The sequence below is a fragment of the Nocardioides sp. F233 genome (assembly GCF_057813895.1).
Genome location: NZ_JBVASH010000006.1, coordinates 311789 through 337402, shown reverse-complemented (window position 1 = coordinate 337402; position 25614 = coordinate 311789). Strand labels below are relative to the sequence as shown.

Below are 25614 nucleotides of genomic sequence, written 5' to 3'. Positions count from 1 at the left end.
CGATCAGCCCTCCATGGAGAGGACGATCCGGCCACGGACGCCGCCCTTGGCCTGCTGCCGGTAGGCGTCACCGATCTCGTCGAGCGGGCGTAGGTCGTGGACCCGCGCCGGGAGCTCTCCCGTCGCCACCCGGTCGAGCAGCCGCGCGAGGAGCGGGCCGTCGGGGTGGGCGACCACCGCGTCGACGGCGATGCCCCGTTCCCCGGCCGGCCGCGCCGCCGGCTGGACCCCGATGAAGCGGCCCCCGTCCCGGACCCGGCGCAGCGCCGCCTCCTGCTGGGCAGCGGCATCGACGACGACGTCCCAGCCCGCGCCGGGGTCGGGGGTGAAGTCCGCCCCGAGCCCGCGCACGAACGCCTCGTCGGCCGCCCGGGCCGACCCGGTCACCTGCCAGCCACGGTCGCGGGCCAGGAGGACGACGTACGCACCGACGGCGCCGGCCGCGCCGGTCACCAACAGCCGGTCGCCGCCTTCGGGTGCGTCGCCGAGGAGGTCGACGAGCTGGGCCGCCGCCGTCGCGTTGAGCGGCACCGTGGCGGCGGCGACCAGGTCCACCCCGTCGGGTACGACGGCGAGTTGGCCCGCCCCGACGACGAGGTGCTCGGCGTGGGAGCCGTGGTCGCGGTCGAAGCCGTCGATGAACCCGGCGACGCGCGTGCCGGCCGCCAGAGCGACACCGGGCCCGATCGCCTCGACGGTGCCGGCGAAGTCCCAGCCCAGGCCGGTGTGGTCCGGCTGGTGCACCAGGCCGAGGTCGTGGAAGCGGCCGGCGGCGACACCCAGGTCGACCGGGTTCACCGCTGCAGCGGCGACCCGGACCCGGACCTGACCGGGTCCGGGCTCGGCGACGGGGACGTCGATGAGCTCGATCGCCTCGGGTCCGCGCGGGACGCGGACCACGGCGCGGCGGGAGGTGGTGGGGGTCATCGTGATGCTCCTTCGGGGATCGTGACCGGAACGCCCTTGCGCTCCCGGTCGGTCAGCACCACCATGGAGAAGTCGCTTCCCCAGGGGAAGTAGGCACCTGAAAGTGCGTAAGTCACCGAGGAGGAGCCATCATGCCGACCATGACCGCCGGCGAGCGCCGGGCCCAGGCGAAGCGCGAGTACGACGCCTTCCTCGCGATGTGCCCCAGCCGCCAGCTCCTCGCCCGCATCTCGGACAAGTGGGTCGCCCTGGTGCTGGCCGCCCTCGGAGGCGACGGTCCCCGCCCCGGCTCCTCGACCCACGACGGCCCGCAGCCGCTGCGCTACTCCGACCTCGCCCGCCGTATCTCAGGAGTGAGCCAGAAGATGCTCACCCAGACCCTCCGCTCGCTCGAGCGCGACGGCCTGCTGACCCGCACCGTCACCGCCACCGTCCCGGTGACGGTCACCTACGAGCTGACCGACCTCGGCCTGTCGCTCCAGGCCGTCATGCGCGACATCAAGGTCTGGGCCGAGAGCCACATGGACGAGGTGATGGTCAACCGCGACGAGCACGACCGGCAGCCGGTCGTGGAGTAGCTAACGGTCGAACTCCGCCACCACGCAGAGCTCGGCGTCCTCCGACTCGATCCAGATGCGCCGCGCGCCCGTGCCGAGCAGCGCCTCCTCGACGGCGCTCAGGACGGAGTCGAGCGTCGCGACCGGTAGTCGCTTGGGCACGGTCAGTACGCGTTGCGGGTCCATCGGTTGGCCACCTTCCCCATGTTGCCAAGGTCCCGAGAGCTGGACAGTGCAGTCCGGTCGACCCCCCACGTCGAGCATCGTGCGGTTGTGGTGACCGGTCAAGTGAAACTTCTTCCCGGCTTCGTCGCAGCGGAGCAACGAAGTCTCGAAGGGGCGTCGCCGCGCAGGGAAACCTCAGGGCGATGACGGAGAGGCCCGGGATCCGGTGATACGGGTTTGAGCAGTGAACGGCACGAGAGTGCCGTGGTCGTCGGCGAGCCCGTTGGGGCTCAGATCCCGTTGTCGCTAGGACTCATAGAGGCGGTACACCGACTGCCGCTAGGAACGTCGCTGCGAGGCTGAGCGCTCCCATGAAGATGAACGCGACCAATGCGATCCTGCACCAGCCGAACTTGGTTTTGGCGATGCAGGCGAGGGCACGGGCCTGCAGCCACGCGTCGTGTTGCGCAGTGCTGGTGCTGAGGTGTGACTCGAGTTGATCGTCGGTCAGTGCGGACAGGCTCGGCCAGGAAAATCGGTTCGGGATGGGGCGACTGCTCGTAGGACGAGGTGCCAGTGCTTGGACAATGGCCCAGAACGTGATCATGCCAGCAATGGCGGCGCCAATGAGCAGCGTGCTGATGGCCGCGCGCCATCCACCGCCACGTTCCCACGTCGTTGCGATCTCGGTGGCGTTCCCTGCGGCCAAGGCCAGGACGGCCGCAGCTGCCGCTGCGACCAGCCCTGCCTTGGCATCGGCATAGCGGACCCATTGTCCGATCTGGTCCATAGCCACTAGTGCGCCGTCGTCTTGCTGGTCAGGCGACATCAGGTTGGTATCCCTCGATTGGCCATTTGAGCGTGATTCGCCATTCCGTGAAGGCGGCGAGCCAGTGGGCCGCCCAGGCGGTTGCCGTGGCGGCTGTGTGCGCATGGACATCCCAGTCAGATTCGTCGGCGACGCAGAGGTGTCCACTGTCGTAGAGGTGTGGGGCGCGCAGCGGTCGCCGGCCGGCGTTGCGACCGAGTCGTTGACCGCTGAGGACCGCGATCGTGGGAAGACCTTGGTCTCGCCGTAGGTAGACGCCGATCGTGAAGGTTCCGCGTCCAGTGTCGATGTTGCCGACAAACGCGGGCGGCGTGGAGTCAGTTCCCGGCACGAGTTCAAAGCCGGGGAATGCTCGCGACATGTCCTCGACGTGTCGAGCTAGGTTCTCTGGAGTTTTCCACCATCGAGCAGTTCCGGTGTCTTCTGGTCCGGGGCCGTCGTGAAACGTGTGCCTTGCCACCGGGGTGACGAGGCCGTGCTCCGGGTGGATGTGTCCCGCTGTGGTCACGGTGACACCGCCGAACACAGTGCGGCCGGCCACGGTGATGTAGCGGGGGCGGCGTGCGCCGTTGATGCTGAGTAGCTGTGCGATCGACATGTGCGGCTCCTCAGGCGCTCTTGACCGACGTGACGGGCATTCCGCCCAGCTCACGGACGACCCCGGGCAGCGCAGGAAGCGTTTGGCGCCATCGGTAGTCGTAGAATCGGTAGTACCGCCGTTCGTCGCCCCGCCGGTACTCCTTAGGCGACTCGGCGTGCTCGATGCAGAGAAGCGCATCACCCAACCCGGCGACGGCACCCTCCCCGACAACGATCTCCCACGAGTTGGCCTGCTTCTCACACTTGGCAGCAAAGTTGGCGGCGAACCCGATCGGGTTCACTTCGTTGGCCGAGGCGCTTCCTGTGCGAACGAAGGTGATGTCTCCATAGTCGACGCCGGCACGTGCCAAGACCGGCTCGATCCCACGCGACGTCAGCCATGGGTTCACCTCCTCCTTGACGCCGTTGAGCGCGAATGCACACGCCCCGAGAGCCATCGTGGCGTCCAGCGTCCCTGAGGGGCCCGGGCCGAAGCCCGCGAAGACGCCATCGCCACGGAGCCCCAACGCGTGGCCCCCGAACTGTCCGACGACCTCTACGAACCCGGTCAAGATGGCGTGGGCGAGATCAGCAACCTGATCGGCACCGTCCCAGAAGGAACGCCGGGTGAAGGCCGTGAGGTCGAGGAATGCGACAGCGAGAGTGACATTCTCTCTCTGCCCCACCCTGAGTCCTTCGAAGCGCGGATGCCCCAGGGCTCGCGTCTCCGGAACTCCGCTGCTCGCACTCAACGCGGACTCAGCGAAGACCTGTCCGCGACGACGGTCGTAGTCACCGGCGATGGTGTTCTTGAACTGGGCGTACGAGTAACTCATCGTCGCGCTCACTTCTCGTCGCGGGGCGGGAGCGGGTCGTTTCCCGGCGCAACCGTGTCGGAGTCGCGGATCCTGCCGTCGCGACCGTGCGTGGTGACCTCGCCACCACCGGCACGCTCGACGATCTGTCGAGCACGGTCCTGTGCCTGCTTCTGGGTGTCAGTGTGAGCGCTGGCCTTCTTCGCACCCGGCGCCTTGACGTCCCATCCACCGTTCGGGTTGGGAACGACATCCCTTCGGTTTGGACTCGCCACTTCTACCTCCTCTTCCGGTTCCGAACCGGAGAGGGCGCCGCGCATCTTTTGCACGACTGGCAAACCCGACTATTCTCACCCGCAGCCTTGTCCCAACTTGGCAACTGGTGGTCCTAGACCCCGGCTCGAGGGGCGGCTCCGTTCCAGCGGAGTCGCCCCTTTCGAACATGTGTCCGAGTATCTCACGCAGGGCTGACGAATTGGGTGACACACCCCGCGTTCTCCCCAAGCCCTCCCCAAATGTCTGCGTGCGGCCGGCGGGATCACCCACACCGCCGACTTGCGGGCTGCAGGCATTCGCCATCGCGGTCACAGTGACCTCACGTGCAACGCACGCATCACAAGGCGCAGCGAATTGAAACGAAGCGGCGAGATCTCATCTGTCATCGACATTCGCAGCGTCAGTGCGCCATGTCGACGAACCGGCTGTAGTGACCCTGGAAGGCCACCACGATGTCGCGGGTCGCGCCGTTGCGGTGCTTGGCGACGATCAGGTCGGCCTCGCCGGGGCGGGTCGACTCCTTCTCGTAGACGTCGTCGCGGTGGAGCAGGACGACCATGTCGGCGTCCTGCTCGATCGAGCCGGACTCGCGCAGGTCGCTGACGGCGGGGCGCTTGTCGGCGCGCTGCTCGGGGCCACGGTTGAGCTGGGAGAGCGCGATGACCGGGATCTCGAGCTCCTTGGCGATCAGCTTGATCTGGCGGGAGAACTCCGAGACCTCGAGCTGGCGGGACTCGACCTTCTTGCCCGAGCTCATCAGCTGGAGGTAGTCGATGACCATCAGCTTGAGGTCGTGCTTCTGCTTGAGCCGGCGGGCCTTGGCGCGGATCTCGGTCATCGTCATGTTGGGGGAGTCGTCGATGAACATCGGCGCGGCGGAGACCTTGGCGACGTGGCGGGCCAGGCGGTCCCACTCCTCGGGCGACATCTTGCCGTTGCGGATGTGGTTGAGCGGGATCCGAGCCTCGGCCGAGAGCAGGCGCATCACGATCTCGCCGCGCGTCATCTCGAGGCTGAAGAAGCAGGCGGTGAGGTTGTTGTGGATGGCGGCCGCGCGGCAGAAGTCGAGCGCCAGCGTGGACTTGCCCATCGCGGGTCGGGCCGCGACGACGATCATCTGGCCGGCGTGGAAGCCGTTGGTGAGCTCGTCGAAGTCGGCGAAGCCGGTCGGCACGCCGTAGATGCCGGCCTCGCGGTTCTCCATCGCCTCGATCTCGTCGAGGACGCCGTCCATGATGTCGGACAGCGGCGCGTAGTCCTCCGACTTGTTGCGGTCGGTGACCTTGTAGATCTCGGACTGGGCCTCGTTGACGATGCCCTCGACCTCGCCCTCGCCCGCATAGCTGATCTGGACGATCTTGGTGCCGGCGTTGACCAGGCGCCGCAGGATCGCCTTCTCGTAGACGATCTCGGCGTAGAAGCCGGCGTTGGCGGCGATCGGCACGTTGGCCGCGAGGGTGTGGAGGTACGGCGCGCCGCCGATCTTCTGCAGCTGGCCGCGCCGCTGCAGCTCGCCGGCGACGGTCACCATGTCGGCGGGCTCGCCGCGGCTGTAGAGGTCGAGGATCGCCTCGTGGATCTCCTCGTGGGCCGGACGGTAGTAGTCGACCCCGCGGATGACCTCGACGACGTCGGCGATGGCGTCCTTGGAGATCAGCATCGCGCCGAGCACGGACTGCTCGGCCGCCATGTCCTGCGGAGGCGTGCGGCCGCCGGTCGGGGCCTCTCCGGGCTGGTAGGGCGCGGGGCCGTCTCCGTACGCCTCCGGCGGCTCGGCGGTCCAGGCCGGGGGGTCGTCCGTGAGGCTCACGGTCCTGGCCCCCTTCCTGGTGATCGAGTCTGCGCGGGTCGTCCGGTGCCCAGCGTGCCGACCGGGTCCGACACAATCGTCGGGCGGTGGCCCGCGAGGACCACCGGTGCGGCAACCTACGGGGCCGACGGGGGGCGCCGGAAGTGGCCTGTCCACAAGGGTTGGGGATAACTCGGGGTCGGCCGTGGACGACACGCGGACATCATGTGCACGGGGTGGGGAGGAAGCTGTGGAGAAGGTGCGGTCGGCCCGACCCAACAGGCCTCTGACCTGCGCAGACTCCTTTCGCGGGTTGTGGAGGACAAAAAACTCGGGTGTGATCCCGTTCACCTTCTGGCCACCGGTCGGTCGGAACGGGTCTGCCACGGTGCCGCTCCCGACTACCACGCCGGGACCCGTGTTTCCACAGCGGGACCCCACTTATCCACCGGTGAGTGAGGCGCCCCACGAGGCTGCCGCGGGAAGCGTGCGGTGAGCAGCCCTCGCGCCCTCGACCGCGAGATCGCCCGGCTTGCGTTCCCGGCCTTCCTCGCCCTGGTCGCGGAGCCGCTCTTCCTGCTCGGCGACGCGGCCGTCGTCGGCCACCTCGGCACCCCGGAACTGGCCGGCCTCGGCATCGCGGGCACCGTCGTCACCACGGTCGTGGGCCTGTGCATCTTCCTGGCGTACGGCACCACCGCCGGGGTCGCCCGCCAGATCGGCGCCGGCCACCGCGACGCCGCGCTCGCCCAGGGCCTCGACGGACTGTGGCTCGCCGTGCTCATCGGCCTGCCCGCCACGCTGGTCACCGCGCTGGCCGCCGACCCGCTCGTCGCCGTGTTCGGCGCGTCGCCGGACGTGGTCGAACCGGCCACGACGTACCTCCGCGTCGCCGCCCTCGGCCTCGCCCCACTGCTGCTGATCCTGGCCGGTACCGGGGTGCTGCGCGGCCTCCAGGACACGCGTACACCGCTCGTCGTCGCCGTCGCCGGCAACCTCGCCAACCTCGCGCTGAACATCGCCCTGGTGTACGGCGCCGGCCCGGCCCCGCGCCTCGGCATCGCCGGCTCGGCCCTGGGGTCGGTGCTCGCCCAGACCGCGATGGCGGTCGCGCTGGTGCTGGTCGTGGTCCGGTCGGCACGCGCCGAGGGCGCCACGCTGCGCCCGCACCTGCCCGGCGTGCGGGCGGCGGCGCGGGCCGGCGTACCGCTCATCGTGCGGACCCTGACCCTGCGCGCCTCGCTCCTGGTGACGACGTACGCCGTGGTGCTGACCGCCAGCGGGACGAGCAGCACCGCCGTCCCCGTCGCCGCCCACCAGCTGGCGATGACCCTGTGGGGCTTCCTGGCCTTCGTGCTGGACGCCGTCGCGATCGCCGCCCAGGCGATCACCGGACGCTTCCTCGGCGCCGGCGACGTCGGCGCGACGCGCGCGGTCACCAGCCGGATGGTCGGGTGGGGGATCGTCAGCGGGGTCGTCACCGGCCTGCTGCTCGCCGCCACCAGTCCGTGGCTCGGCGCCCTGTTCACCCCGGACGAAGGCGTGCGGGACGCCCTGGTCCCGGTGCTGCTCGTCGCCGCCCTCGCCCAGCCGGTCGCCGGCGTGGTGTTCGTCCTCGACGGGGTGCTGATCGGCGCGGGCGATGGCCGCTACCTGGCCCGCGCGGGTGTGATCGTCCTCGCGGGCTACGCTCCGCTCGTGCTGCTGACGAGTGCGCTGGGCGCCGGGCTCCCCTGGCTCTGGGCCGTGTTCTGCGCCGTCTTCATGGGTGGCCGGCTGCTCACCCTCGTCCACCGCTCGCGCGGGGACGCCTGGCTGGTCACCGGAACCACCCCGACCTCGGCCTGAGCCGAGCCGAGCCGAACGCGCCGACTACTTCGTCGACCTCAACGCGTGCACCCACGCGCCGCTGGTCATCTGGATGAAGTCGGGCTCGGTGACGAAGGTGGCGCCGTCGGCGACGGCGAGGACGAAGCTCGGCTGGGCGAGCTGCACGTACGGCAGGTCGTCCGCCATGGTCGACACGACCGTCCTCATCGCCTCCCACCGGGCGGTCGGGTCGTCGCTCGCGTCGATCACCTGGAGCGCCTCCTCGGTCGCCGGGGTGGAGAACCGCGCCGCGTTGTAGGGGTTGTCCTTGCCCAGCAGGTACAGGTACCAGGAGCTCGGGTCGGGCACGATCGCCGCGATGCTGGTGAACCCGATGGCGGGCACCTTCCCGACGAAGAGGTCGCCGATGTAGTCGTTGAGCCGCCGGGACTTGAGCTTGAGCGTGATGCCGATCTTCGCCAGGTTCTGAGCCAGGCTCAGCCCGACGATCTTCCCCGGTGGGGAGTAGTACTCGTACTCCGTCGTGAATCCGTCCGGGTACGCCGACCGGGCCAGCTCGGCCCTGGCCTTGTCGAGGTCCAGGGTGAAGGCGCCGAGGCCGGCCGCGAGATCGTCGGCGGCCGCACCGTCCGGTGCCATCCGGTCGATGATCTGGGAGGGCGTCAGCGCCTTCGCCGGCTGCGCCTGGTCGCCGTAGTTGGCCTCGAGCAGGCCCTTCACGTCGGTGGCGTAGGCGACGGCACGGCGGACGTGGAGGTCGGAGAACGGCCCCGTCGAGGTGTCCATGGCGACGTAGTCGAGGTAGAGGGTCGGCGAGGAGTAGAGCCGCGCGCCCGGCACCGACTTCCAGGTCTTCGATGTCTTCACGTCGAGCAGGGCGAAGCTGTCCAGCTCGCCCGAGCGCATCGCCAGCTGTGCGGTGGTGTCGTCCTTGATCGGCACGACCTTGATCGCGTCGGGTGCCGGCTTGTCGCCGGCGTACCCGGGGTTGCGGTCCAGGGTGATCTCGCTCGAGGTGTAGGTGTCGATCGTGTACGGGCCGGTCCCGATCGGCGGTGCCTCGCTGGTGCCGAACTTGTCGCCCTGGGCGGCGGCGTACTCGTCCTGCTGGATGAAGGACACCAGGGCGAGGGAGCCGCGGGCGGCGTTGTTGGGCACCTTGTAGGTGACGGTCACGGTGTGCTCGTCGGTGGCCACGACGTCGGCGATGTCGGTGAACTCGGAGCCGGTCTGCGTGGTGTCGCCGCGGAGGTGGTCGATCGTCCACACGACGTCGGCCGAGGTGAGGGGCGAGCCGTCGGAGAAGCTGATGCCGTCCTTGAGGTGGTACACCGTCGTCGTGGTGTCCGGCTGCTCGACGGACTCGGCGAGCACCGGGGTGAAGGTCCCGTCCAGGTTGGGGATCTCCAGCGGCTCGGTGACCAGGCCCATGATCGCCATGTCCGCCGAGTTGTAGTTGCCGGCGACGTCCAGCGTCCCGGCGATCGCCTCCACCCCGTAGACGAAGCTGGGGATCGTGCTGGTGGTCGCCTTGTCGTCCTTCGAGTCTGCCGCGGGCGAGCAGGCGGCGCCGGCGAGGACGAGCGTCGTGAGCAGTGCCAGGTGCACGGTGCGCGACGGACGGTGCATGGTCCCTCCTGGGATCGGTGCCGTGAGATCCCGATGATCGTCCACCTCGCTCGCGGGCACGCGGCAGAGTCGAACGTCGCAAGTGGCGGGCGGTCGGCCTGAACATGTGACGGACGGGTGGTTCTCGAGCACCTCGCCATATGTCGCACCGCCGCGGGGGCGGCTTCCTACGATTCGTGCTGTCACCGCCGGCGGTCTCCTCGCCAGACTCGTGCCGAACCCCACCACGAGAGGACGGACGATGGCGTTGTCGGCACAGGACCTGAACCGGTTCGTCGAGGTCTACGAGCGCGAGCACTGCGGGGCGCCGTACGTCGAGCGTGCGTTCCCCACCGCGGAGTACGCCGCCCGCCAGGTCCGCTTCCGGGCCGCGATGGCGGACGCGGACGTCGCGATCGCCGTCATCTCCGCGCCCGACACCCAGGCCTGGCTGCACGGCTACCGCTCGCGTTGGTACCGCCAGCACACATCGACGCGGATGCCCCCGGGCCAGTGCACGGTCGTCGGCGCGTCGGACGAGCTCTTCGTCATCGACTCCGGCTACCACGCGGACCTGGTCCGGTCCTCCTCGATGGTCACCGACGTCCGCGCGCTCCCCAACGACATCTACAGCGAGGAGGACCTGGACGGCTACGTCGCCTTCCTCGTCGCCCAGCTCGCCACCACCAGCAGCAGCGGGACCACGGTCGGCCTCGAGCTGTGGAGCTGCCTGCCCAGCCCGGCCGTCGTCCAGCGGATCCAGGCTGCTCTCGAGGCGGCGGGGCACCGCGTCGTCGACATCACCCTGCCCGTGCGGCGCCTGCGGCACGTCAAGAGCGCCGCCGAGGTCGCCGCGATGGAGAAGGCGCAGGCCGCCTGCGACGCCGGGTTGCTGGCCATCGCCGACCACGTGCGAGCGGGCATGACCGAGCTCGAGGCGTGGTCCGTCTACATGTCGGCCGTGGTCGCGGCGGGCGGCGAGCCCGCGGCGCTCCACGAGACCGTCGCGGCGGGGCCGCTGATGCCGAACCTCCACCGGCTGAGCTCGCGCCGCCCGCTCAACGCGGGCGAGGTTTTCCACGCGGACGCGGCGTGCTCGTACCTCGGCTACCACGCCCGGGCCACTCGCCCGTACGTCATCGGCTCGGCCCCCGAGGAGCTGCACGCCCTCACCGCTGTCGCCGCCGGGGCCTACGAGGTGCTCCGCGAGGTCGGCCGGGTCGGTACGCCGTGGCAGCGGCTGGTCGACGCGCTGCGCGACTACTACGCGGCGACGGGCGTCGAGGGCGGTGCCGCGGGCTACGAGATGGGCATCACCGTGCCGCCGGCCGACTGGGTCAACGAGTTCGTGTACTCCGTGGCCGACCGCGATCTCGAGGACGTCATCCAGGCGGGTGCAGTGACGAACTTCGAGTCGTGGAACGTGGTGGCGCTCGTCGACCTCGTCGTGTTCGAGGAGGCCGGCCCCCGCGTGCTGTCCCAGGTCCCGCAGACCCTGCACGTGGTCGGAGCCTGAGGTGACGTCGTCGACCACGCTGCCCCCGCACACCGAGCACCGGGTCGAGGTGGCCCCCGGCGTGCGGGTCTTCGTCCGTGCCTTCGGACCGCCCGACGCACCAGCCGTGCTCTTCCACCACGGCACCCCCAGCTCCCACGTCGCACTGCCGGGCGGTTGGGCGGGCCTGCCCGACGACATCCGCCTGGTCTCCTTCGACCGGCCCGGCTACGGCCGGTCCGGCAACCAGCCCGGCCGCACGGTCAGCGACGCCGCGGGCTGGTGTGCCGCGATCGCGGACGCCCTGGGCATCGACCGGTTCGCCGTGACGGGCACGTCCGGCGGCGGACCGCACGCCGCAGCGACCGCCGCAGTGCTCGGTGACCGGGTGACCCGGGTGTGCATCGACGTGGGCCTCGGACCCGTGGGCCACCCCGGCTTCGACGAGCTCCACGAGATGGTGCCCGAGACGGTCGAGGAGGTCGGCCACGCCCGGGCCGGGTACGCCGACCTGCGCGCCTTCGTCGAGACGCTTCTCGGGCAGGAGGACCCGCTCGGCGCCTGGATCGACCGCCTCCCACCCTCCGACGCCGAGGTCCTGTCCCGGCCCGACGTCCAGGCAGAGGAGGCCCTCGAGGCGGCCGAGGTCGCCGGCGGCGGCATCGAGGGCTGGCTCGAGGACGACCTCGCGTTCTTCGCCCGCCCCTGGGGCATCCGACTGTCCGACATCTCCGCCGACGTGCTCCTGCTGTACGGCGGCGCCGACGTCCTCGTCCCCGCCCACCACGGGTCGGCGTACCTGGATGCCATCGGGCACGGGCGCCTCGTGGTCCTGCCGGGGAAAGGCCATTGGCTGCGTGACAGCGAGCGCGCTGCGCTCGCGTGGCTCGCCGCCCGGACCGAGCAGGTGCCGGGTGACTGAGGCCTGGGTCGCCGACCACCTCGCGCGGATCCGCCAGGCCGGCCTGGTCGACCTCTCCGCGCTCGACGTCCACCCGGCCAGCGACCAGGTCGCCTGCCTGGCTCAGGTCCGAGCCGACGCAACCGGTCCCACCGCGGCGCGGTTAGTGCTGGGCCGGCTGCCGGACCTCGAGGTCCTCGATCCCGACGACCCGCCCGTGTCGGGTCCGCGGTGGTCACCGTCCGGCGAGCACCTCGCCGTCGTGGTGGACCGGGGCGGCGTGCCGGCCGCGCAGGTCTTCCGGGTCGGTCGGTCGGGGACAGGCCGGCGACTCGAGCTGGTCGCGACCTCGCCGTTCGTGGGCGGTGCGGTCGAGTCGGTGGCCTGGTCGCGTGACGGGAGACGGTTGCTGCTCGTGGTCGCCCGGTTCGGCGCGGAGCTGTCCGACGTCCACGGGTCCGGCACCGTGAGCGCCGGAGACACCGACGACTCCTGGCGTCCACGCGTGCTCCCCGCACCCGACCAGGGCCGCCGCGTGCTGCACACCTGGCGGATCGACACCGCCGAGACCGTCGCGCTCGCGCCGGAGCTCAACGCCTGGGAGGCGGACTGGTACGGCGACACCGTGATCGCCGTCGTCAGCGAGGCGCCCGGCGAGGGCGCCTGGTACGGCGCCCGCCTGGTCGCCGTCGCCCCCGACGGCACCTCGACCGACCTCCATCGACCCCACCGCCAGGTCGCCCGCCCGGCCGGATCCCCCGGTGGGCGTCGTTGGGCGGTCCTGACCGGCCGGGCCAGCGACCGCGGTCTGCTGGCCGGCGACCTCCTCGTCGGTACGCCGGCCGGCCCGGTCCGCTGCGCCACCGGAGGAACCGACGTCACCGACCTGCGCTGGATCGACGACGACCGGCTCCTGTGCGCGGGGACCCGTGGGCAGCAGACCGTGTTCGCAGTCCTCGACCTGCAGGGCACGGCCGACGACGGCGAGCCGACCTGGACCGAGCTGCTCGCCACGGGCGCGACCTCGGGCCGTCACCAGCCGGAGCTCGGTGGGCTCACCGCGGGCGGGGTGCTGGTGACCGTCCTCGAGAGCCACGACCTCCCCCCTGCGGTGGCGACGACGGTCGACGGCACGACGACGCGGGTGCTGACGACCGAGAGCACGGGCACCGGCCACCTGCGGGCGATCACGGGCCACACGGCGCCGTACCGGTGGACCTCGAGGGACGGCTGGGAGATCGGCGGCCTGCTCACCCTTCCGGAGGGTCCGGGGCCGTTCCCGCTCGTCGTGCACGTGCACGGTGGCCCGGTCGCGGCGTGGCACGACGGCTGGCTGGCACGTGACCTGCACACGGCCCTGCTGGTCGCTCGCGGCTACGCGGTGCTGCGGCCCAACCCGCGCGGCAGCACCGGTCGTGGTCAGGCGTTCATCGAGGCCGTCGTCGGCGACATGGGCGGCCGTGACGTCGACGACCTCACCACCGCCGTCGAGGCACTGGTGGCCGAGGGAGTGGTCGATCCGGGCCGGGTCGGGATCACCGGGAACAGCTACGGCGGGTTCATGGCCGCCTGGGCCCCGGCGTGCACGGACGTCTTCCGCGCCTCCGTCGCCAGGTCGCCGGTCACCGACTTCGTCTCCCAGCACCTCACCAGCAACCTGCCGGAGTTCGACCTGGACTTCGTCGGCGGAGACCCGTTCGACCCCGACTCGAACTACGCGCGCCGCAACCCTGTCGCCCATGCCGAGCGGATCCGGACGCCCGTGCTCCTGACGGCCGGCGCGCTCGACCTGGCGACACCGGCCTTCCAGGCCCAGCTGCTCCACTCCGCGCTGCGGCGGGCCGGGGTACCGACAGCGCTGGCGATCTATCCGGAGGAGGGTCACGGCGTGCGCGGAGAACGTGCCCTCGTCGACCAGCTGGCCCGCATGATCGCCTGGTTCGACACCCATCTCTGAGCCTGCCGGCTCCTCACCCACCCCTTCGGAGGAACCCTTGAACACGGACACGCAGAGCCCGATCGTCGTGGTCGGTGCGGGCGTCATCGGCCTGTGCACCGCGCTCCACCTGCGCGCGGCCACCGACCGCCCGGTCGTCGTCGTCGACGCCGGAGAGGTCGGCGACGGCACCACGCCGGCCGGCGCGGGCTTCGTCGCGAACTGGTCCGCGGTGCTGCCGCACCTCGGTGCGGGCGGTCGGGCCATCGGCCGGCACTCCCTGGACTTCTACAACGCGATCGCCCGCACCGGCGCCGAGATCAGGTACCGCAACAACGGCAACATCGTCTTCTTCAGCACGACCGCGTCGTACGACGCCGCCGTACCCGTCATGCTCGGCCACCCGCAGGCTGCTGCCGACACCCGCATCGTGTCCCCGGCCGAGATCGCCGAGATGACCTCGGGAGCCGTCGACCCTGACCGGATCGCCGGCGGCGTCTTCATGCCGCAGGGCATCCAGCTCGAGACCCGCCTGCTCCTCGAGCACCTCGCCGGACGGGCAGCCGAGGCGGGCATCGAGATCCGCACCCGCACGCGGGTCACGTCGCTGCGCCACGTCGGCGGGCGGCTCGAAGGGGTGGAGCTGGAGGCCGAGGTGCCGGACGGAGGGACGTCGACGAGCGTCCTCGAGACCGACTGCGCCGTGCTCGCGGTCGGCGCCTGGCTCAACGACCTGCTCGCGCAGGTGGACTGGCGCCTACCGCTGCTGCCGTTCGTCGCCACCCGGTTCGTCACCGAGGACGTCGGACTGGCCCCCACGATGCCCACGCTGCAGGGCAAGGACTTCCCGTTGTGGATCCGGGAGTCGGAGGGCGGCTTCACCTGGGGTACGACGCCCGGTGGCGCGCCCGCGCACCGGCTCGGCGACCGGTGGCTGTCCCACCGGCCCGGGGAGCGCGGCTACGAGCAGCTCGTCACCGAGATGACCGCCGACGTGAGCCGGGTTGCAGAGGTCTTCCCCGCGCTCGCCGGTGCGAAGGTGATCCGGACGATCCAGGGCATGCCGGTCTACACCGTCGACCGCCAGTTCTTCCTCGGCCCGGTCCCGACCTGCGCAGGTCTGTGGGCAGTGGGCGGTGACAACGAGTCGGGGGTGTCGCACGCCCCCGGTCTGGGCCGGCTGGTCGCCGACCTCGTCACCGGGAGCGACGAACCGCTGTGCGACCCGTCTGCCTACCGCCTCGACCGGTTCGCGCCCGACGACTACCCCGACGCCGAGGCGGTCGGGCAGGAGTTCGTCGCCGCCGGCGAAGGCTTCATCGCCGACGCCATGCAGGCCTGAGGACCCGGCGATAGGCTGGGATCCTGGCGCGACGACCGGGAGTGCACGGTGCGTGAACTGCAGACGGTGATCGAGGGGCTGGCCGAGCAGCTGAACCGTGCCGTGGCGATCGACGATCCCGCCATCCGCCTGCTCGCGCACACCGCGCACGACGAGCAGGTCGACGAGCACCGCGTGCACTCGATCATGACCCTGCGGGCGGGCCAGGAGATCGCCGACTACGTCTTCAGCCTCGGCCTGCGCACGGCGACCTCGCCGCTGCGGGTGCCCGGACGCGCCGACCTGAGGATGCTCGGTCGGTTGTGCGTCCCGATCCGCTGGCAGGGTCTGCTGCTGGGCTACCTCTGGCTCATCGACGACGACGAGTCGCTCACCGCGGAGGAGATCGAGGCCAGCGTCGAGGCGGCCGCCGCCGCCGGCGAGATCCTGTACCAGAGCCGGCTGCTCGACGACCTCGGCCGTGCCCGCGAGCAGCAGATCGTCCTCGACCTGGTCGGCGAGGACCCTGCCGACCGGCCGGTCACCCAGGCCGACCTCGATGCGGTCGGCCTCACCGGCCCGCTCGCCTGCCGGGTCGTGGTCGTCACCTCTCCCTTCACGCAGGCCGACGTCGACACCGACGCCGACGAGCTCGCGTTCGAGACCACGGTGCGCCGCGCCGCCCGCAGGATGAAGCAGGTCCGGGCCCTGGTCGCCGTACGTCCTCCCGGCCGGGCCTACCTGCTGGTCGCCTTCCGCCCCCACGACGACCCGGTCGCCCGGATCACCGAGCTCGGCGAGGAGATCCACCGCCAGCTCAGCGCGGACCAGCCCGGCGCCGAGGCGCAGGTCGTCGTCGGCATCGGTCCGGTCGCGTCGCACGTGCGCGAGGCGAAGCGGTCCTTCGAGAAGGCGCTCGGCGTGGTCACCGTGTGCCGCAAGATCGACGGCTACGGGCCGGTGGCCTCCTGGGAGCGGCTCGGCATCTACGGCCTCCTGCACCAGCTGCCGGTCGAGGACATCGGCGAGATCGGGATCCCGCCGGGCCTCCGGGCACTGTTCGAGGTCGCCACCGACCAGTGGCTGGTGCAGACCCTCGAGACGTACCTCGGCGCCGCCGGCAACGTCCAGGAGAGTGCCCGGCGACTGCAGATCCACCGCGCGACCCTGTACTACCGGCTGTCGCGGATCGAGGAGATCAGCGGGATGTCGCTGTCCGACGGCGAGGACCGGCTCGCCCTGCACCTCGGGCTGAAGCTGGCGCACCTGACCGGTCAGGCGACCTGGCACGCCAGCTCCCCGGCCGGGGACGCGGGCGACGCCGCGACGCTCTGACCGGACCCGTCACCCCATCACGGTGGCAGGCGCGTCCGGGTCCACCTCGCGCAGGCGTGAGTACGCCGCCAGGTCGATCACGCTGCCCGTGCGGGGCATCCGCACCTGGACCGGAGCCTCGTCGTGGGGGGCACCGCCCTCGACGGCCCGGATCAGCTCGGCCATCAGGTGCCCGACGACCGGTGCGTTCTTGAACTGGTTGCCGCTGGTGCCCATCGCGACGTAGAAGCCCGGAACGTCGGTCTTGTCGTAGATGGGGGTCCAGTCGTCGGTGGCGTCGTACACGCCTGCCAGGCCGGACGGCCGGTTCGGCACGGTCAGCTCGGGCAGCCGGCGGGCCGCCCGCATCACCTGTGCCTCGAAGGCCGAGGGTGTCGCCCGCAGGTCGGCCTGGTCGGGGTCGTCGATCCACTCGAGGGGGTCGCACTCCGGCTCCATCCCGCCGACCAGGAGGCCTTCCGCTCCCGCACTGCGCAGGTAGATGCCGAGGTCGGGATCGGCGATGGAGACGGGCGGCGCCCCGTTGCGCTGGCGCAGGCCGGGCGGCGCCGGCACCTGGTGGACCTCCTGGCGCAGGGGACGGGAGACGACCGAGAAGTCGCCGCCGACGCCGGCCAGTGCGTTCAGCCTGCTCGACCACGGGCCGCCCGCGTTGACCACGACGTCCGCCGCGATGACCCGGCCCTCCGACGTGGTGACCTGCCAGCGCCGCGGCCCGGTTGCCTCGATCCGCTCGACGGTGTTGCGCAACAGGAACCGGGCACCGTGGTGCCGGGCAGCAACTCCCAGGTTCTGCGCGGCGAGCTGGGGGTCGGAGACGTACCCGGCGTCCGGTGTGAAGGTCCCGCTGAGGGTCCCGTGCGCGTCCCGGAAGAACTCATCGCTCCCCGGTCGGGCCGGTGGACCGAACGCACCGGGGTCGACGTCGGGCAGGTGCTCCACGATCGCAGCCGTGTCCCACCGTTCCCAGGGCACGCCGACCGTGTCGAAGAGCTCGGTCGTCCCGCGCGAGTCGCCGGGCACGACCTCCAGGACCAGCATCCCGGTCCGCTGGAACCGGGCGAGGCCGGCCGGGTCGACGTACCCCAGGTGACCGGCCCAGTCGAGCCAGCCGTGCACGGCTTCCCAGGACGTGGCGACGCCCGCGTGGGTGGAGTAGTGGAACCGCACGACGCCGCTCGACGAGCTGGTCGAGCCGTGGCCGATGCCGCCGGCCTTGTCGACGACCACGACCTCGCTCCCGGCGCGCTGGAGCTCGAGCGCGATGGACGCACCGACGACGCCCGCACCGATGACGACGGCATCCGCCTGGATGTGCACGATGGGCTCCTGCCTCGTGAAGGGGTGAGGAGTCCACCCTGATCGCCCCCATCGACCCAGCGGGATCGACAACCACGCAGAAATCGCCGGCCCCTCTCCGTCATTCGTGCAACCTGCCGCGGCCAGGGGCGAGCCCGTCCGACACATGTCGCAGGCTGACGCTCCGCATTCCCAACGTTCGTCCTTCGCGCAGCTCCCGGACCCGTTCCTACGATGGCGTGACGGCGGCCACACCGGTGGCCTCGACGACGAGGGGAGGGGACGGCCGTGCAGGGTCTGGTGTTCCTCGGGAAGCGTCTGGCGTTCTCCGCCTTCCTGCTCCTGACGGTCAGCTTCCTGGTGTTCAGCCTCCAGTCGCTCTCCAAGGGATCGTTCGTCGCCACCGTGCTCGGCGGGCGCCCCGCGACCGAGGCCCAGGTCCAGCAGGTCCGCGAGACGTACCACCTCGACGACCCGCTGCTGGTGCGCTACTGGGCATGGCTGGAGAACGCCCTCCACCTCGACTTCGGCCGCTCGATCAAGACCGATGCGTCGGTCGCCGGAGCCATCGCCGATCGGCTGCCGGTCACACTCGAGCTCACCTTCCTGGCGATGCTGCTGGTCCTCGTGATCGGCATCCCGCTCGGCATGCTCGCCGGGATCCGGCGTGGCTCCGTGCTCGACCGCGCGATCACGACCACGTCCGTGGTCGGGCTCAGTGCGCCGGTCTTCGCGACCGGCATCTTCCTGCTCTACGTCTTCGGGGTCTACCTCGGCTGGTTCCCCGCCTTCGGCGCCGGCGGCAGCGGCGTCCTCGACCGGCTTCGCCACCTCGCCCTGCCCGCTGTCGCGCTCGCCGCGACCATGGCGGCGATCGTCGTACGACAGACCCGCGCGGTGACGTTGGAGATCATGGACCAGGACTTCGTCACCTTCGCCCGGGCGCGCGGCCTGTCCTCCCGCCGCATCCTGGTCGGCTACGCGCTCCGCAACGTGTCGGTGCCCATCGTGACGATCTCCGGCCTGCTCCTGATCTACCTGATCGGCGGCACGATCCTCGTCGAGAGCGTCTTCTCGATCGAGGGCCTGGGGCAGCTCATGGTCTCCGCCGTCGAGGACACCGACGTCCCGATGGTCCAGGGCATCACGCTCCTGTTCGCGCTCTTCGTCGTGGCGGTGACGCTCGTCGTCGACCTGCTCGCGATGTGGATCGATCCCCGCACCCTCTACCCGTCCGAGAGCTAGGAGAGGTCCGTGGACACCCAACCCAGCGATCCGGTCCTCCTCGGAGCACCTCCGCGGGCGAGGTCGGCCCGGCGGCCGACGTTCCTCGTCATCCTCGCTGTCGCAGTGCTTGCCGTGGTCGTCCTCACCGCCGTCCTCGGCGGCGCCGTCGCGCCGCACGACCCGAACGCACAGGACCCGCTGCTGAGCTCGCAGCCGCCGGGCGGTGGCCACCTCCTCGGCACCGACCAGCTCGGCCGCGACATCGCCTCCCGGCTCGTGGTCGGCGCCCGCAGCGCCCTGGTCGGGCCGCTCGCGGTCGCACTGATCGTCACCGTCGTCGGGCTGGCGCTCGGGATGGCCGCCGGCTACCTCGGCGGGCGGGTGGACAGCGCGATCGCACGCACCGCCGACCTGCTCTACAGCCTGCCGGCCCTGCTCATCGCCATCGTCGTCGTCGGGCTGGTCAGCTCGAGCTACGCGATGACGATCCTGGTCCTGGCGTTCCTGTCGTTCCCCGGCGACGTCCGCATCTACCGCAGTGTGACCATCGTCCAGGCCCGGCTGCCGTACGTCGACGCCGCCCGCACCCTCGGGCTCTCCACCTTCACGGTGCTGACCCGCCACGTCCTGCCGAACATCCGGCCGACCCTGGTCAGCACCTTCCTGCTCGACTTCGCCGCGTCCCTGGTCGGGTTCTCCGCCCTCGCGTTCCTGGGGATCGGCGTCGACGACGGCGCCGCCGACTGGGGGACGATCCTCGCCGACGGCCAGAACCTGCTGCTGGTCAACCCGGCCATGTCGATGGCGCCGGCCGTGCTGCTCGTGGCAGTCGCCGCGAGCGCCACGCTCGTCGGCGACTGGCTCTTCGACCGCGTCACGATCAAGGAGAGCTGATGGGATCGCCCCTCCTCGCCGCGCGCGGCGTCAGCGTCGCCGCCGGCAGCGGTACGACGGCGAGGTCGCTCGTCCGCGACGTCGACTTCGCCCTCGCCCGCGGCGAGACGCTCGGGGTCGTCGGCGAGTCCGGCAGCGGCAAGTCGATGCTGATGAAGGCGCTGCTCGGACTGCTCCCCCGCGGCACCCGGACCGAGGGCGAGGTCGAGCTCGACGGCCGTCGGATCGACGGCCTCGGCGAGCGGGAGCTGCGTCGCCTGCGCGGAGCCGAGGTGGCGCTGCTGCTCCAGGACCCGTTCACGATGCTGAACCCGCTGCAGACCGTCGGCGCCACCATCGCGGAGAGCCTGCGGCCGCCCGGCCGCCTACGCCGTCCCCAGGTACGCGTCGAGGTCGAGCGGCGGCTGAGCGAGGTCGGCATCGACCCCACGATCGCGCACAAGCACCCCTTCCAGCTCTCGGGCGGGATGCGGCAGCGGGTCGCCATCGCCGCCGCACTCGCCGCCAATCCCGACCTGCTGATCGCCGACGAGCCCACCACCGCGCTCGACGTGCGCACCCAGGCCGAGGTGCTGGATCTCCTCGGCCGGCTGCGCGAGCAACGGTCGATGTCGCTGATCCTGATCACCCACGACCTCCGGGTCGCGTTCGACACCTGCGACACCGTGATGGTGATGTACGCCGGCTCGATCGTCGAACGCGGTCCCGCAGCCGAGCTGCGCGACGAGCCCCGGCACCCCTACACCGCCGGGCTGATGGCCGCGGAACCGTCGGTCGCGCACTGGACGCCCGACCTGAGCGCACTCCCGGGCGCCGTACCGGCCCCGGACGCAGTTGCTCACCAGTGCGCCTTCAGCGCACGCTGTGCCTGGGCCTCCCCGGTGTGCGACGACGGGCCCCCTCCCCTGGTCCAGACCGGACCGCGGGCGACCCGGTGCCGCCGGATCGAGGTCATCGGGACCGACATCGCCCGGAAGCTGGCCGACGACCGGTCCGAGCAGCGACGTCCGGATCGGGCGATCCCGGACACGCCGCTGCTGGCGGTCCGAGGCCTGGAGAAGACCTTCCGCACCGCCGCCCTGGTCGGCCCCGCGCACACCCACGTCGCGTTGGCCGGGGTCGACCTGGAGGTCGCTCCCGGCGAGTCCGTCGGCCTCGTCGGTGAGTCCGGCTCGGGCAAGACGACGATCGCACGCTCCGTGCTCGGGTTGGTCCGCCCCGACCGCGGCACCGTCCACCTCGACGGCATCGACATCACCGACTACCGGCGGCTGAGCCGCGGCCAGGCGCGGGCCGTCCGGCGGACCGTCCAGGTGGTCTTCCAGGACCCGTACGCGTCGCTGAACCCGTCGCTCACCGTCGGCCGCACGCTGCGGGAGGCGATCGAGGTCCGCGGCGACGCCACCGACGTCGACGCCGAGATCACCCACGCCCTCGACACCGTCAACCTGCCGGCGTCGTACGCGACCCGGCTGCCGGCCGGCATGTCCGGGGGCGAGCGGCAACGCGTCTCGATCGCCCGGGCGATCTGCCTGCGGCCCCGGCTGCTGATCTGCGACGAGCCCGTCGCCGCGCTCGACGTCTCGGTCCAGGCCCAGGTGCTCGAGCTGCTGCGCTCGATCCGCACCGAGCTCGGCATGGCGATGCTCTTCATCACCCACGACCTCGCCGTGGTCCGCCAGATGACCGAGCGGGTCATCGTGCTCAACCACGGCCGGATGGTCGAGGCCGGGCCGACGGACCAGGTCCTCGACGAGCCGGGCGACGACTACACACGCTCCCTGATCGCCTCGATCCCCGGGCAGCACCAGGACGGCCGCGCGGCGCGTCGTCCGGTGCTGCCGACCACCTGAGCAACGGAAGGAACCCAGCATGTCGAACCTCCAGACGAGCGGCCCGGCGAGCACGACGCAGTCGGTCAGCGAGCGCGTCGTGAGCCACCTCGACCGTGGACTCGCCCTCCCGGGCGACCTGTACACGGACGACGACCTGTTCGCCGGGGAGATGGCCGGGATCTTCGGACGGCAGTGGCTCTATGCAGGGCACGTCTCGCAGCTCCCCGCGGCCGGGGACTTCATCACCGTCGAGGTCGGCGACGAGTCCGGCATCGTCGTCCGGGGCCGCAACGGCGAGATCAACGGTCTGCTCAACGTGTGTCGCCACCGCGGGGCCCGTCTCGTCGACGAGCCCTGCGGCAATCGCCGCAAGCTGGTGTGCCCGTACCACCAGTGGTCCTACGACCACGACGGCACGCTGCGGGGAGCACCGCGGATGCCCGAGGACTTCGACAAGGCCGCCTACCCGCTGAAGCGACTGCACACGGCGGTGTGGCACGGCCTCGTGTTCGTGAACTTCAGCGCCGGTCCGACCGAGGACCTCGCGAACCTGCTCGACGAACCGTTCGAGCTGATGCAGCCGTACGACATCGCTGCCGCGAGGATCGCGCACACCGAGACCTACGACGTCGCCGCGAACTGGAAGCTGGTCTGGGAGAACTCACAGGAGTGCTACCACTGCAACGCGAACCACCCCGAGTTCATCCGGACCTTCGACAACGCGAGCTTCACCTCCACCACGCTGGTCCCCGAGCGCGCCTTCGCCGACGACCGCCGCATGCAGTGCGGTCGCTTCCCGCTCAAGGAGGGTGCCGTCTCGCTGACGATGACCGGACAGCCGGCGAGCCGCCGTCCCCTCGGCGCGTTCGCGGACGGCGCCTCGCCGTACACCGCATCGGTGCACCTGAAGCCGGGCTTCGCCGCCGTCTTCTCCCCCGACTACGGCGTCGTGGTCACGGACGTGCCAGTAGACGTGCGGACCACCCAGGTGCGGGTGCAGTGGCTGGTGCACCCGGATGCCGAAGCCGGTGTCGACTACGAGCTCGACGACCTGCTGCGCGTCTGGGACCAGACCAACCGGCAGGACTGGGAGCTGTGCCGATCGGTGCAGCGAGGCGTGCAGTCCACCGGCTTCGAGCCGGGGCCGCTGAGCCTCGACGAGACCTCCGTCGCCGGCTTCTACTACTCGTATGCCCGCATGCTGGGGTCGGCCGGTCTCTAGGCATCCAGCGATGACAGTCACCGATCAGCCGCACGTCCCCGTGACGCGGCAGCACGACCTCGACGACGGCGCCGGGAACCTGCTTCGGGTCCGCGAGTGGGGTCCCCTCGACGGCGACGTCGTGGTGTTCCACCACGAGACCCCCGGCTCCGGACTGTCCGTGCCCGGCGGGTGGGACGCGCCGCAGGCCCTCGGGATCCGGGTCGTCACCATCGAGCGCCCCGGCTACGGACGCTCGATCGGGTCCGCCGGACGGCGGGTCGTCGACGCCGCAGCGTGGACGCGCGGCGTGGCCGACCAGCTCGGCCTCGACACCTTCGCGCTGCTGGGACGATCCGGCGGCGCACCACACGCGGCGGCCGCCGCGGCGCTGCTCGGCGAGCGCGTACGCCGCCTGTGCCTCACCTCCGGCATCGGCCCCGACGAGCTGCCCGGTTTCGACCCCGCCGCCGGCATGCACGCCACCACCCGCCACGAGATCGCCTGCGCCCGCGCCGGGGAGACGTCGCTCCGCGGCTTCCTCGACGACGTGCTCGCTGACACGCCGTCCACCGTCGACGGCGTCGACCTGCTCGCACCGTCGGACGTCGAGGTGCTCGGCCGCGGTGACGTCCGCGCCGAGGACCAGGCCCGCCACCGCGAGTCGACCCGGCAGGGCACCGAGGGCTGGATCCGCGACGACCTGGCGCTCTTCCACCACGCCTGGGACTTCGACCTCGGTGCGGTGACTGCCGAGACCCTGCTGCTCTACGGGCTCGACGACGTCCAGGTTCCCGCCACTCACGGTGACGCGTACCGGCGCGCGCTGGGGCACGGACGGCTGGTCAAGATCCCCGCAGCCGGACACCTGCTGCGCGACTACGAGGTCGACGTCCTGCGCTGGCTGGTCTCCGACGATCCCGGCCCCGCGCGCCTGTCGACGTAGCCGGCCTCCCGAGACCACGCCCAGCGGCTACGCTCCCCTTCGTGCTGCACAGGAGCGGGTCGCGATGAACAAGCCGCTGCACGTCTTCGCGTTCGGCCTCGTCCTGGTCGCCCTCAACCTGATGAGCGACGGCTGGGACCTGCTCCCCGGCCCGCTCGGCTGGCTGCTCACCCTGCTCGCCGTCCACGTGATCGGTCGGCGTACCGACCTGGAGCGCATCGGACTGCTGTGGGTCCTCGGCCTCGTCACGATCGCGGCCGCCGCGCTGACCTGGGTGCCGGCCGGGGCCGACTGGGCCGCCGATGCCGAGGACGCGGTGCAGTGGGCCGTCGGACTGCCGGCGATGCTCTACTGCGGCCTGGTCTGCCTGGAGCTCTCCCGGCTGGCGCGCGCCGACAGCTACAGCACGCCCACCGGCGTGCTGCAGTGGACCGGCCTCGGCTTCTTCGCCAGCGCGATCGCGCCGGTGCTCGTCATCGGCGGTGGCCTGGACTGGCTCGAGACGCCCGCGGTCGCCGTCAACGCCCTCGCGCAGCTGTCGATGTTCGTGCTGTGCCTGGTGTACGGCGCCCGGGCGTGGGCCGGCGTGCCGGTGCCCACGCCCTCCGACGAGGACGTCAGCCCTTGATCGCGGCCAGCACCTTCTCGGCCAGCCCGACCGACTGGTTGAGCGGGTCACCCTCGTACTCGACGCCGTCCTCGTAGTCGAGGTCGATCTGCAGCAGCACGGTGGGCGTGCAGGCACGCAGCTCGCCCTCGAAGTCCGGCGGGTTGCTCACCTTCCACCAGCCCTGGGTGGCTCCGGCGATGTCGTCGGCCGGGTCGACCACGCCGTCGTTGTCGCGCGGCTGGGGGCAGCCGAAGGCGCCCTTGGTGAAGTCCTCGGGGCCGGTCACCTTGACCGTCACCTCGGCGAGGCCCGCGGCCTCGAAGGAGCAGTTGTCGCTGGACCACTCGAGGTTGCCCTCGCTGGTGCCGCCACCGCCGACCTCGGCGGTGCCGAAGGACATGCCGTACGCCTCGGCCAGGTCGTCGGCGGTGACCACGTCGCAGGCCATCGGCAGGCCGGCAGCCGCGGTGCTCGACGGCGCGGTCGGCGCCGTGGTGGGGGCGCTGGTCGCCTCGGTGGGCGTCGACGCCCCGGTCGCGCTGGACGCGTCGGTGGGGGTGTCGGTCGCGTCGGGCTCGTCGTCGCCGCAGGCCGCGAGGACCGGGCTCAGCAGCAGGAGGGCGGCAGGCGCCAGCCGTCGTACACGCATGGGGGAAGCTCCTGGGTCTCGGGGAAGGAAGGAGTGGCCCCAAAACTAACGGCGTGGCCGGTCCCGAGGGGACCGGCCACGCCGTTGTTGGTCGTCGAGTGCAGATCGTGAGGAACGAACGATCTGCGTATCGAGACGCTGCGTCAGGCCGGGATGACGTTGAGGGCCACCGCGGCGGACACCTCGTCGTGCAGCTTGACCGACACCGCGTGGTTGCCCAGCGACTTGATCGGGTTGCCGAGGACGATGGTCCGCTTGTCGATCGCCTCGCCGGCGGCCTCGCCGAGCGCGGCGGCGATGTCGGCGGGGGTGACCGCACCGAACAGACGGCCGCCCTGGCCGGCCTTGACCTTGACGTCGACGGGCGAGCCCTCGAGCTTGGCCTTCAGCTCAGCAGCGTGGGCCTCGTCGCGGACGGCACGGGCCGAGCGAGCGGCCTTGATCGAGTCGGCCTGCGCCTGGGCGCCCCGGGTCCACCGGATGCCGAAGCCGCGGGGGATGAGGTAGTTGCGGCCGTAGCCGTCCTTGACCTCGACCACGTCACCGGCAGCGCCGAGGTTCTCGACCTCCTGGGTCAGGATGATCTTCAT

General features: G+C 71.3%; 24 protein-coding genes. 13 read left to right on the top strand and 11 right to left on the bottom strand.

Going from position 1 to position 25614, the window contains the following annotated elements:
• Positions 1 to 3 precede the first annotated feature (3 nt).
• A complete protein-coding gene (locus ACZYRU_RS22510) occupies positions 4 to 927 on the bottom strand; it encodes an NADP-dependent oxidoreductase (RefSeq protein ID WP_488959323.1) in 924 nt (307 codons plus the stop codon).
• 131 nt (positions 928 to 1058) lie between these two features.
• On the opposite strand from ACZYRU_RS22510, the gene ACZYRU_RS22505 reads away from it, so the two are divergent.
• Positions 1059 to 1505 carry a winged helix-turn-helix transcriptional regulator gene (locus ACZYRU_RS22505; protein ID WP_488959322.1) on the top strand — a complete coding sequence of 149 codons (447 nt, stop codon included), beginning with the start codon at positions 1059 to 1061 and terminating at the stop codon, positions 1503 to 1505.
• Here the strand turns inward: ACZYRU_RS22505 and ACZYRU_RS22500 are convergent, their stop codons facing one another.
• The 6 genes from ACZYRU_RS22500 to dnaB form a co-directional block, all read right to left on the bottom strand.
• Entirely contained in the window at positions 1506 to 1670 is a 165-nt protein-coding gene (locus ACZYRU_RS22500; RefSeq protein ID WP_488959321.1) for a hypothetical protein, read from the bottom strand.
• 292 nt (positions 1671 to 1962) lie between these two features.
• Positions 1963 to 2439 carry a Pycsar system effector family protein gene (locus tag ACZYRU_RS22495; RefSeq protein WP_488959320.1) on the bottom strand — a complete coding sequence of 159 codons (477 nt, stop codon included), beginning with the start codon at positions 2437 to 2439 and terminating at the stop codon, positions 1963 to 1965.
• A 28-nt stretch (positions 2440 to 2467) separates the two neighbouring features.
• Complete coding sequence (locus ACZYRU_RS22490) at positions 2468 to 3076, bottom strand: type II CBASS E2 protein (RefSeq protein WP_488959319.1); 609 nt, start codon at positions 3074 to 3076, stop codon at positions 2468 to 2470.
• 10 nt (positions 3077 to 3086) lie between these two features.
• The gene (locus ACZYRU_RS22485) at positions 3087 to 3893 is read right to left on the bottom strand and encodes an adenylate/guanylate cyclase domain-containing protein (protein ID WP_488959318.1); all 807 of its coding nucleotides are present in this window, start codon (positions 3891 to 3893) and stop codon (positions 3087 to 3089) included.
• Positions 3894 to 3901: 8 nt separating this feature from the next.
• Complete coding sequence (locus ACZYRU_RS22480; RefSeq protein WP_488959377.1) at positions 3902 to 4192, bottom strand: DUF2188 domain-containing protein; 291 nt, start codon at positions 4190 to 4192, stop codon at positions 3902 to 3904.
• A 356-nt stretch (positions 4193 to 4548) separates the two neighbouring features.
• The gene (gene dnaB, locus ACZYRU_RS22475) at positions 4549 to 5838 is read right to left on the bottom strand and encodes a replicative DNA helicase (protein WP_488959376.1); all 1290 of its coding nucleotides are present in this window, start codon (positions 5836 to 5838) and stop codon (positions 4549 to 4551) included.
• A gap of 591 nt (positions 5839 to 6429) precedes the next feature.
• Here dnaB and ACZYRU_RS22470 point away from each other — a divergent pair.
• A complete protein-coding gene (locus ACZYRU_RS22470) occupies positions 6430 to 7785 on the top strand; it encodes an MATE family efflux transporter (RefSeq protein ID WP_488959317.1) in 1356 nt (451 codons plus the stop codon).
• A gap of 24 nt (positions 7786 to 7809) precedes the next feature.
• On the opposite strand, the gene ACZYRU_RS22465 is transcribed toward ACZYRU_RS22470, so the two are convergent.
• Complete coding sequence (locus ACZYRU_RS22465; protein ID WP_488959316.1) at positions 7810 to 9396, bottom strand: ABC transporter substrate-binding protein; 1587 nt, start codon at positions 9394 to 9396, stop codon at positions 7810 to 7812.
• A 241-nt stretch (positions 9397 to 9637) separates the two neighbouring features.
• On the opposite strand from ACZYRU_RS22465, the gene ACZYRU_RS22460 reads away from it, so the two are divergent.
• The 5 genes from ACZYRU_RS22460 to ACZYRU_RS22440 are packed head-to-tail and all read left to right on the top strand — an operon-like array spanning position 9638 to position 16363.
• Positions 9638 to 10891 (top strand): M24 family metallopeptidase, encoded by a 1254-nt coding sequence (locus ACZYRU_RS22460; RefSeq protein ID WP_488959315.1) that lies wholly within the window; start codon positions 9638 to 9640, stop codon positions 10889 to 10891.
• Between the two features lies 1 nt (position 10892).
• Entirely contained in the window at positions 10893 to 11792 is a 900-nt protein-coding gene (locus ACZYRU_RS22455; RefSeq protein WP_488959314.1) for an alpha/beta fold hydrolase, read from the top strand.
• Positions 11785 to 13728 (top strand): S9 family peptidase, encoded by a 1944-nt coding sequence (locus ACZYRU_RS22450; protein ID WP_488959313.1) that lies wholly within the window; start codon positions 11785 to 11787, stop codon positions 13726 to 13728. The genes ACZYRU_RS22455 and ACZYRU_RS22450 overlap by 8 nt, the downstream gene beginning before the upstream one ends.
• Positions 13729 to 13765: 37 nt before the next feature.
• Positions 13766 to 15049 (top strand): NAD(P)/FAD-dependent oxidoreductase, encoded by a 1284-nt coding sequence (locus ACZYRU_RS22445; protein WP_488959312.1) that lies wholly within the window; start codon positions 13766 to 13768, stop codon positions 15047 to 15049.
• 48 nt (positions 15050 to 15097) lie between these two features.
• Positions 15098 to 16363: a PucR family transcriptional regulator gene (locus ACZYRU_RS22440; protein WP_488959311.1), complete on the top strand. Its 1266-nt coding sequence runs from the start codon at positions 15098 to 15100 to the stop codon at positions 16361 to 16363.
• A 9-nt stretch (positions 16364 to 16372) separates the two neighbouring features.
• Here the strand turns inward: ACZYRU_RS22440 and ACZYRU_RS22435 are convergent, their stop codons facing one another.
• Positions 16373 to 17683, bottom strand: coding sequence for an NAD(P)/FAD-dependent oxidoreductase (locus tag ACZYRU_RS22435; RefSeq protein ID WP_488959310.1), 1311 nt, complete (start codon positions 17681 to 17683; stop codon positions 16373 to 16375).
• A 267-nt stretch (positions 17684 to 17950) separates the two neighbouring features.
• On the opposite strand from ACZYRU_RS22435, the gene ACZYRU_RS22430 reads away from it, so the two are divergent.
• From ACZYRU_RS22430 to ACZYRU_RS22405, 6 genes are all read left to right on the top strand, one after another.
• The gene (locus tag ACZYRU_RS22430; protein WP_488959309.1) at positions 17951 to 18907 is read left to right on the top strand and encodes an ABC transporter permease; all 957 of its coding nucleotides are present in this window, start codon (positions 17951 to 17953) and stop codon (positions 18905 to 18907) included.
• 9 nt (positions 18908 to 18916) lie between these two features.
• Complete coding sequence (locus ACZYRU_RS22425; protein WP_488959308.1) at positions 18917 to 19783, top strand: ABC transporter permease; 867 nt, start codon at positions 18917 to 18919, stop codon at positions 19781 to 19783.
• The gene (locus tag ACZYRU_RS22420) at positions 19783 to 21636 is read left to right on the top strand and encodes a dipeptide ABC transporter ATP-binding protein (RefSeq protein WP_488959307.1); all 1854 of its coding nucleotides are present in this window, start codon (positions 19783 to 19785) and stop codon (positions 21634 to 21636) included. Before ACZYRU_RS22425 ends, ACZYRU_RS22420 begins: the two co-directional genes overlap by 1 nt.
• A gap of 19 nt (positions 21637 to 21655) precedes the next feature.
• Positions 21656 to 22840: an aromatic ring-hydroxylating oxygenase subunit alpha gene (locus ACZYRU_RS22415; protein WP_488959306.1), complete on the top strand. Its 1185-nt coding sequence runs from the start codon at positions 21656 to 21658 to the stop codon at positions 22838 to 22840.
• Positions 22841 to 22850: 10 nt separating this feature from the next.
• A complete protein-coding gene (locus ACZYRU_RS22410; protein WP_488959305.1) occupies positions 22851 to 23765 on the top strand; it encodes an alpha/beta fold hydrolase in 915 nt (304 codons plus the stop codon).
• Positions 23766 to 23829: 64 nt separating this feature from the next.
• Entirely contained in the window at positions 23830 to 24393 is a 564-nt protein-coding gene (locus ACZYRU_RS22405; RefSeq protein ID WP_488959304.1) for a hypothetical protein, read from the top strand.
• On the opposite strand, the gene ACZYRU_RS22400 is transcribed toward ACZYRU_RS22405, so the two are convergent.
• Positions 24383 to 25024 carry a DUF3558 domain-containing protein gene (locus ACZYRU_RS22400; RefSeq protein ID WP_488959303.1) on the bottom strand — a complete coding sequence of 214 codons (642 nt, stop codon included), beginning with the start codon at positions 25022 to 25024 and terminating at the stop codon, positions 24383 to 24385. The two genes, ACZYRU_RS22405 and ACZYRU_RS22400, sit on opposite strands and share 11 nt — an antisense overlap.
• Positions 25025 to 25167: 143 nt before the next feature.
• Positions 25168 to 25614, bottom strand: a complete 447-nt coding sequence (gene rplI, locus ACZYRU_RS22395) for a 50S ribosomal protein L9 (protein WP_488959302.1) — start codon at positions 25612 to 25614, stop codon at positions 25168 to 25170.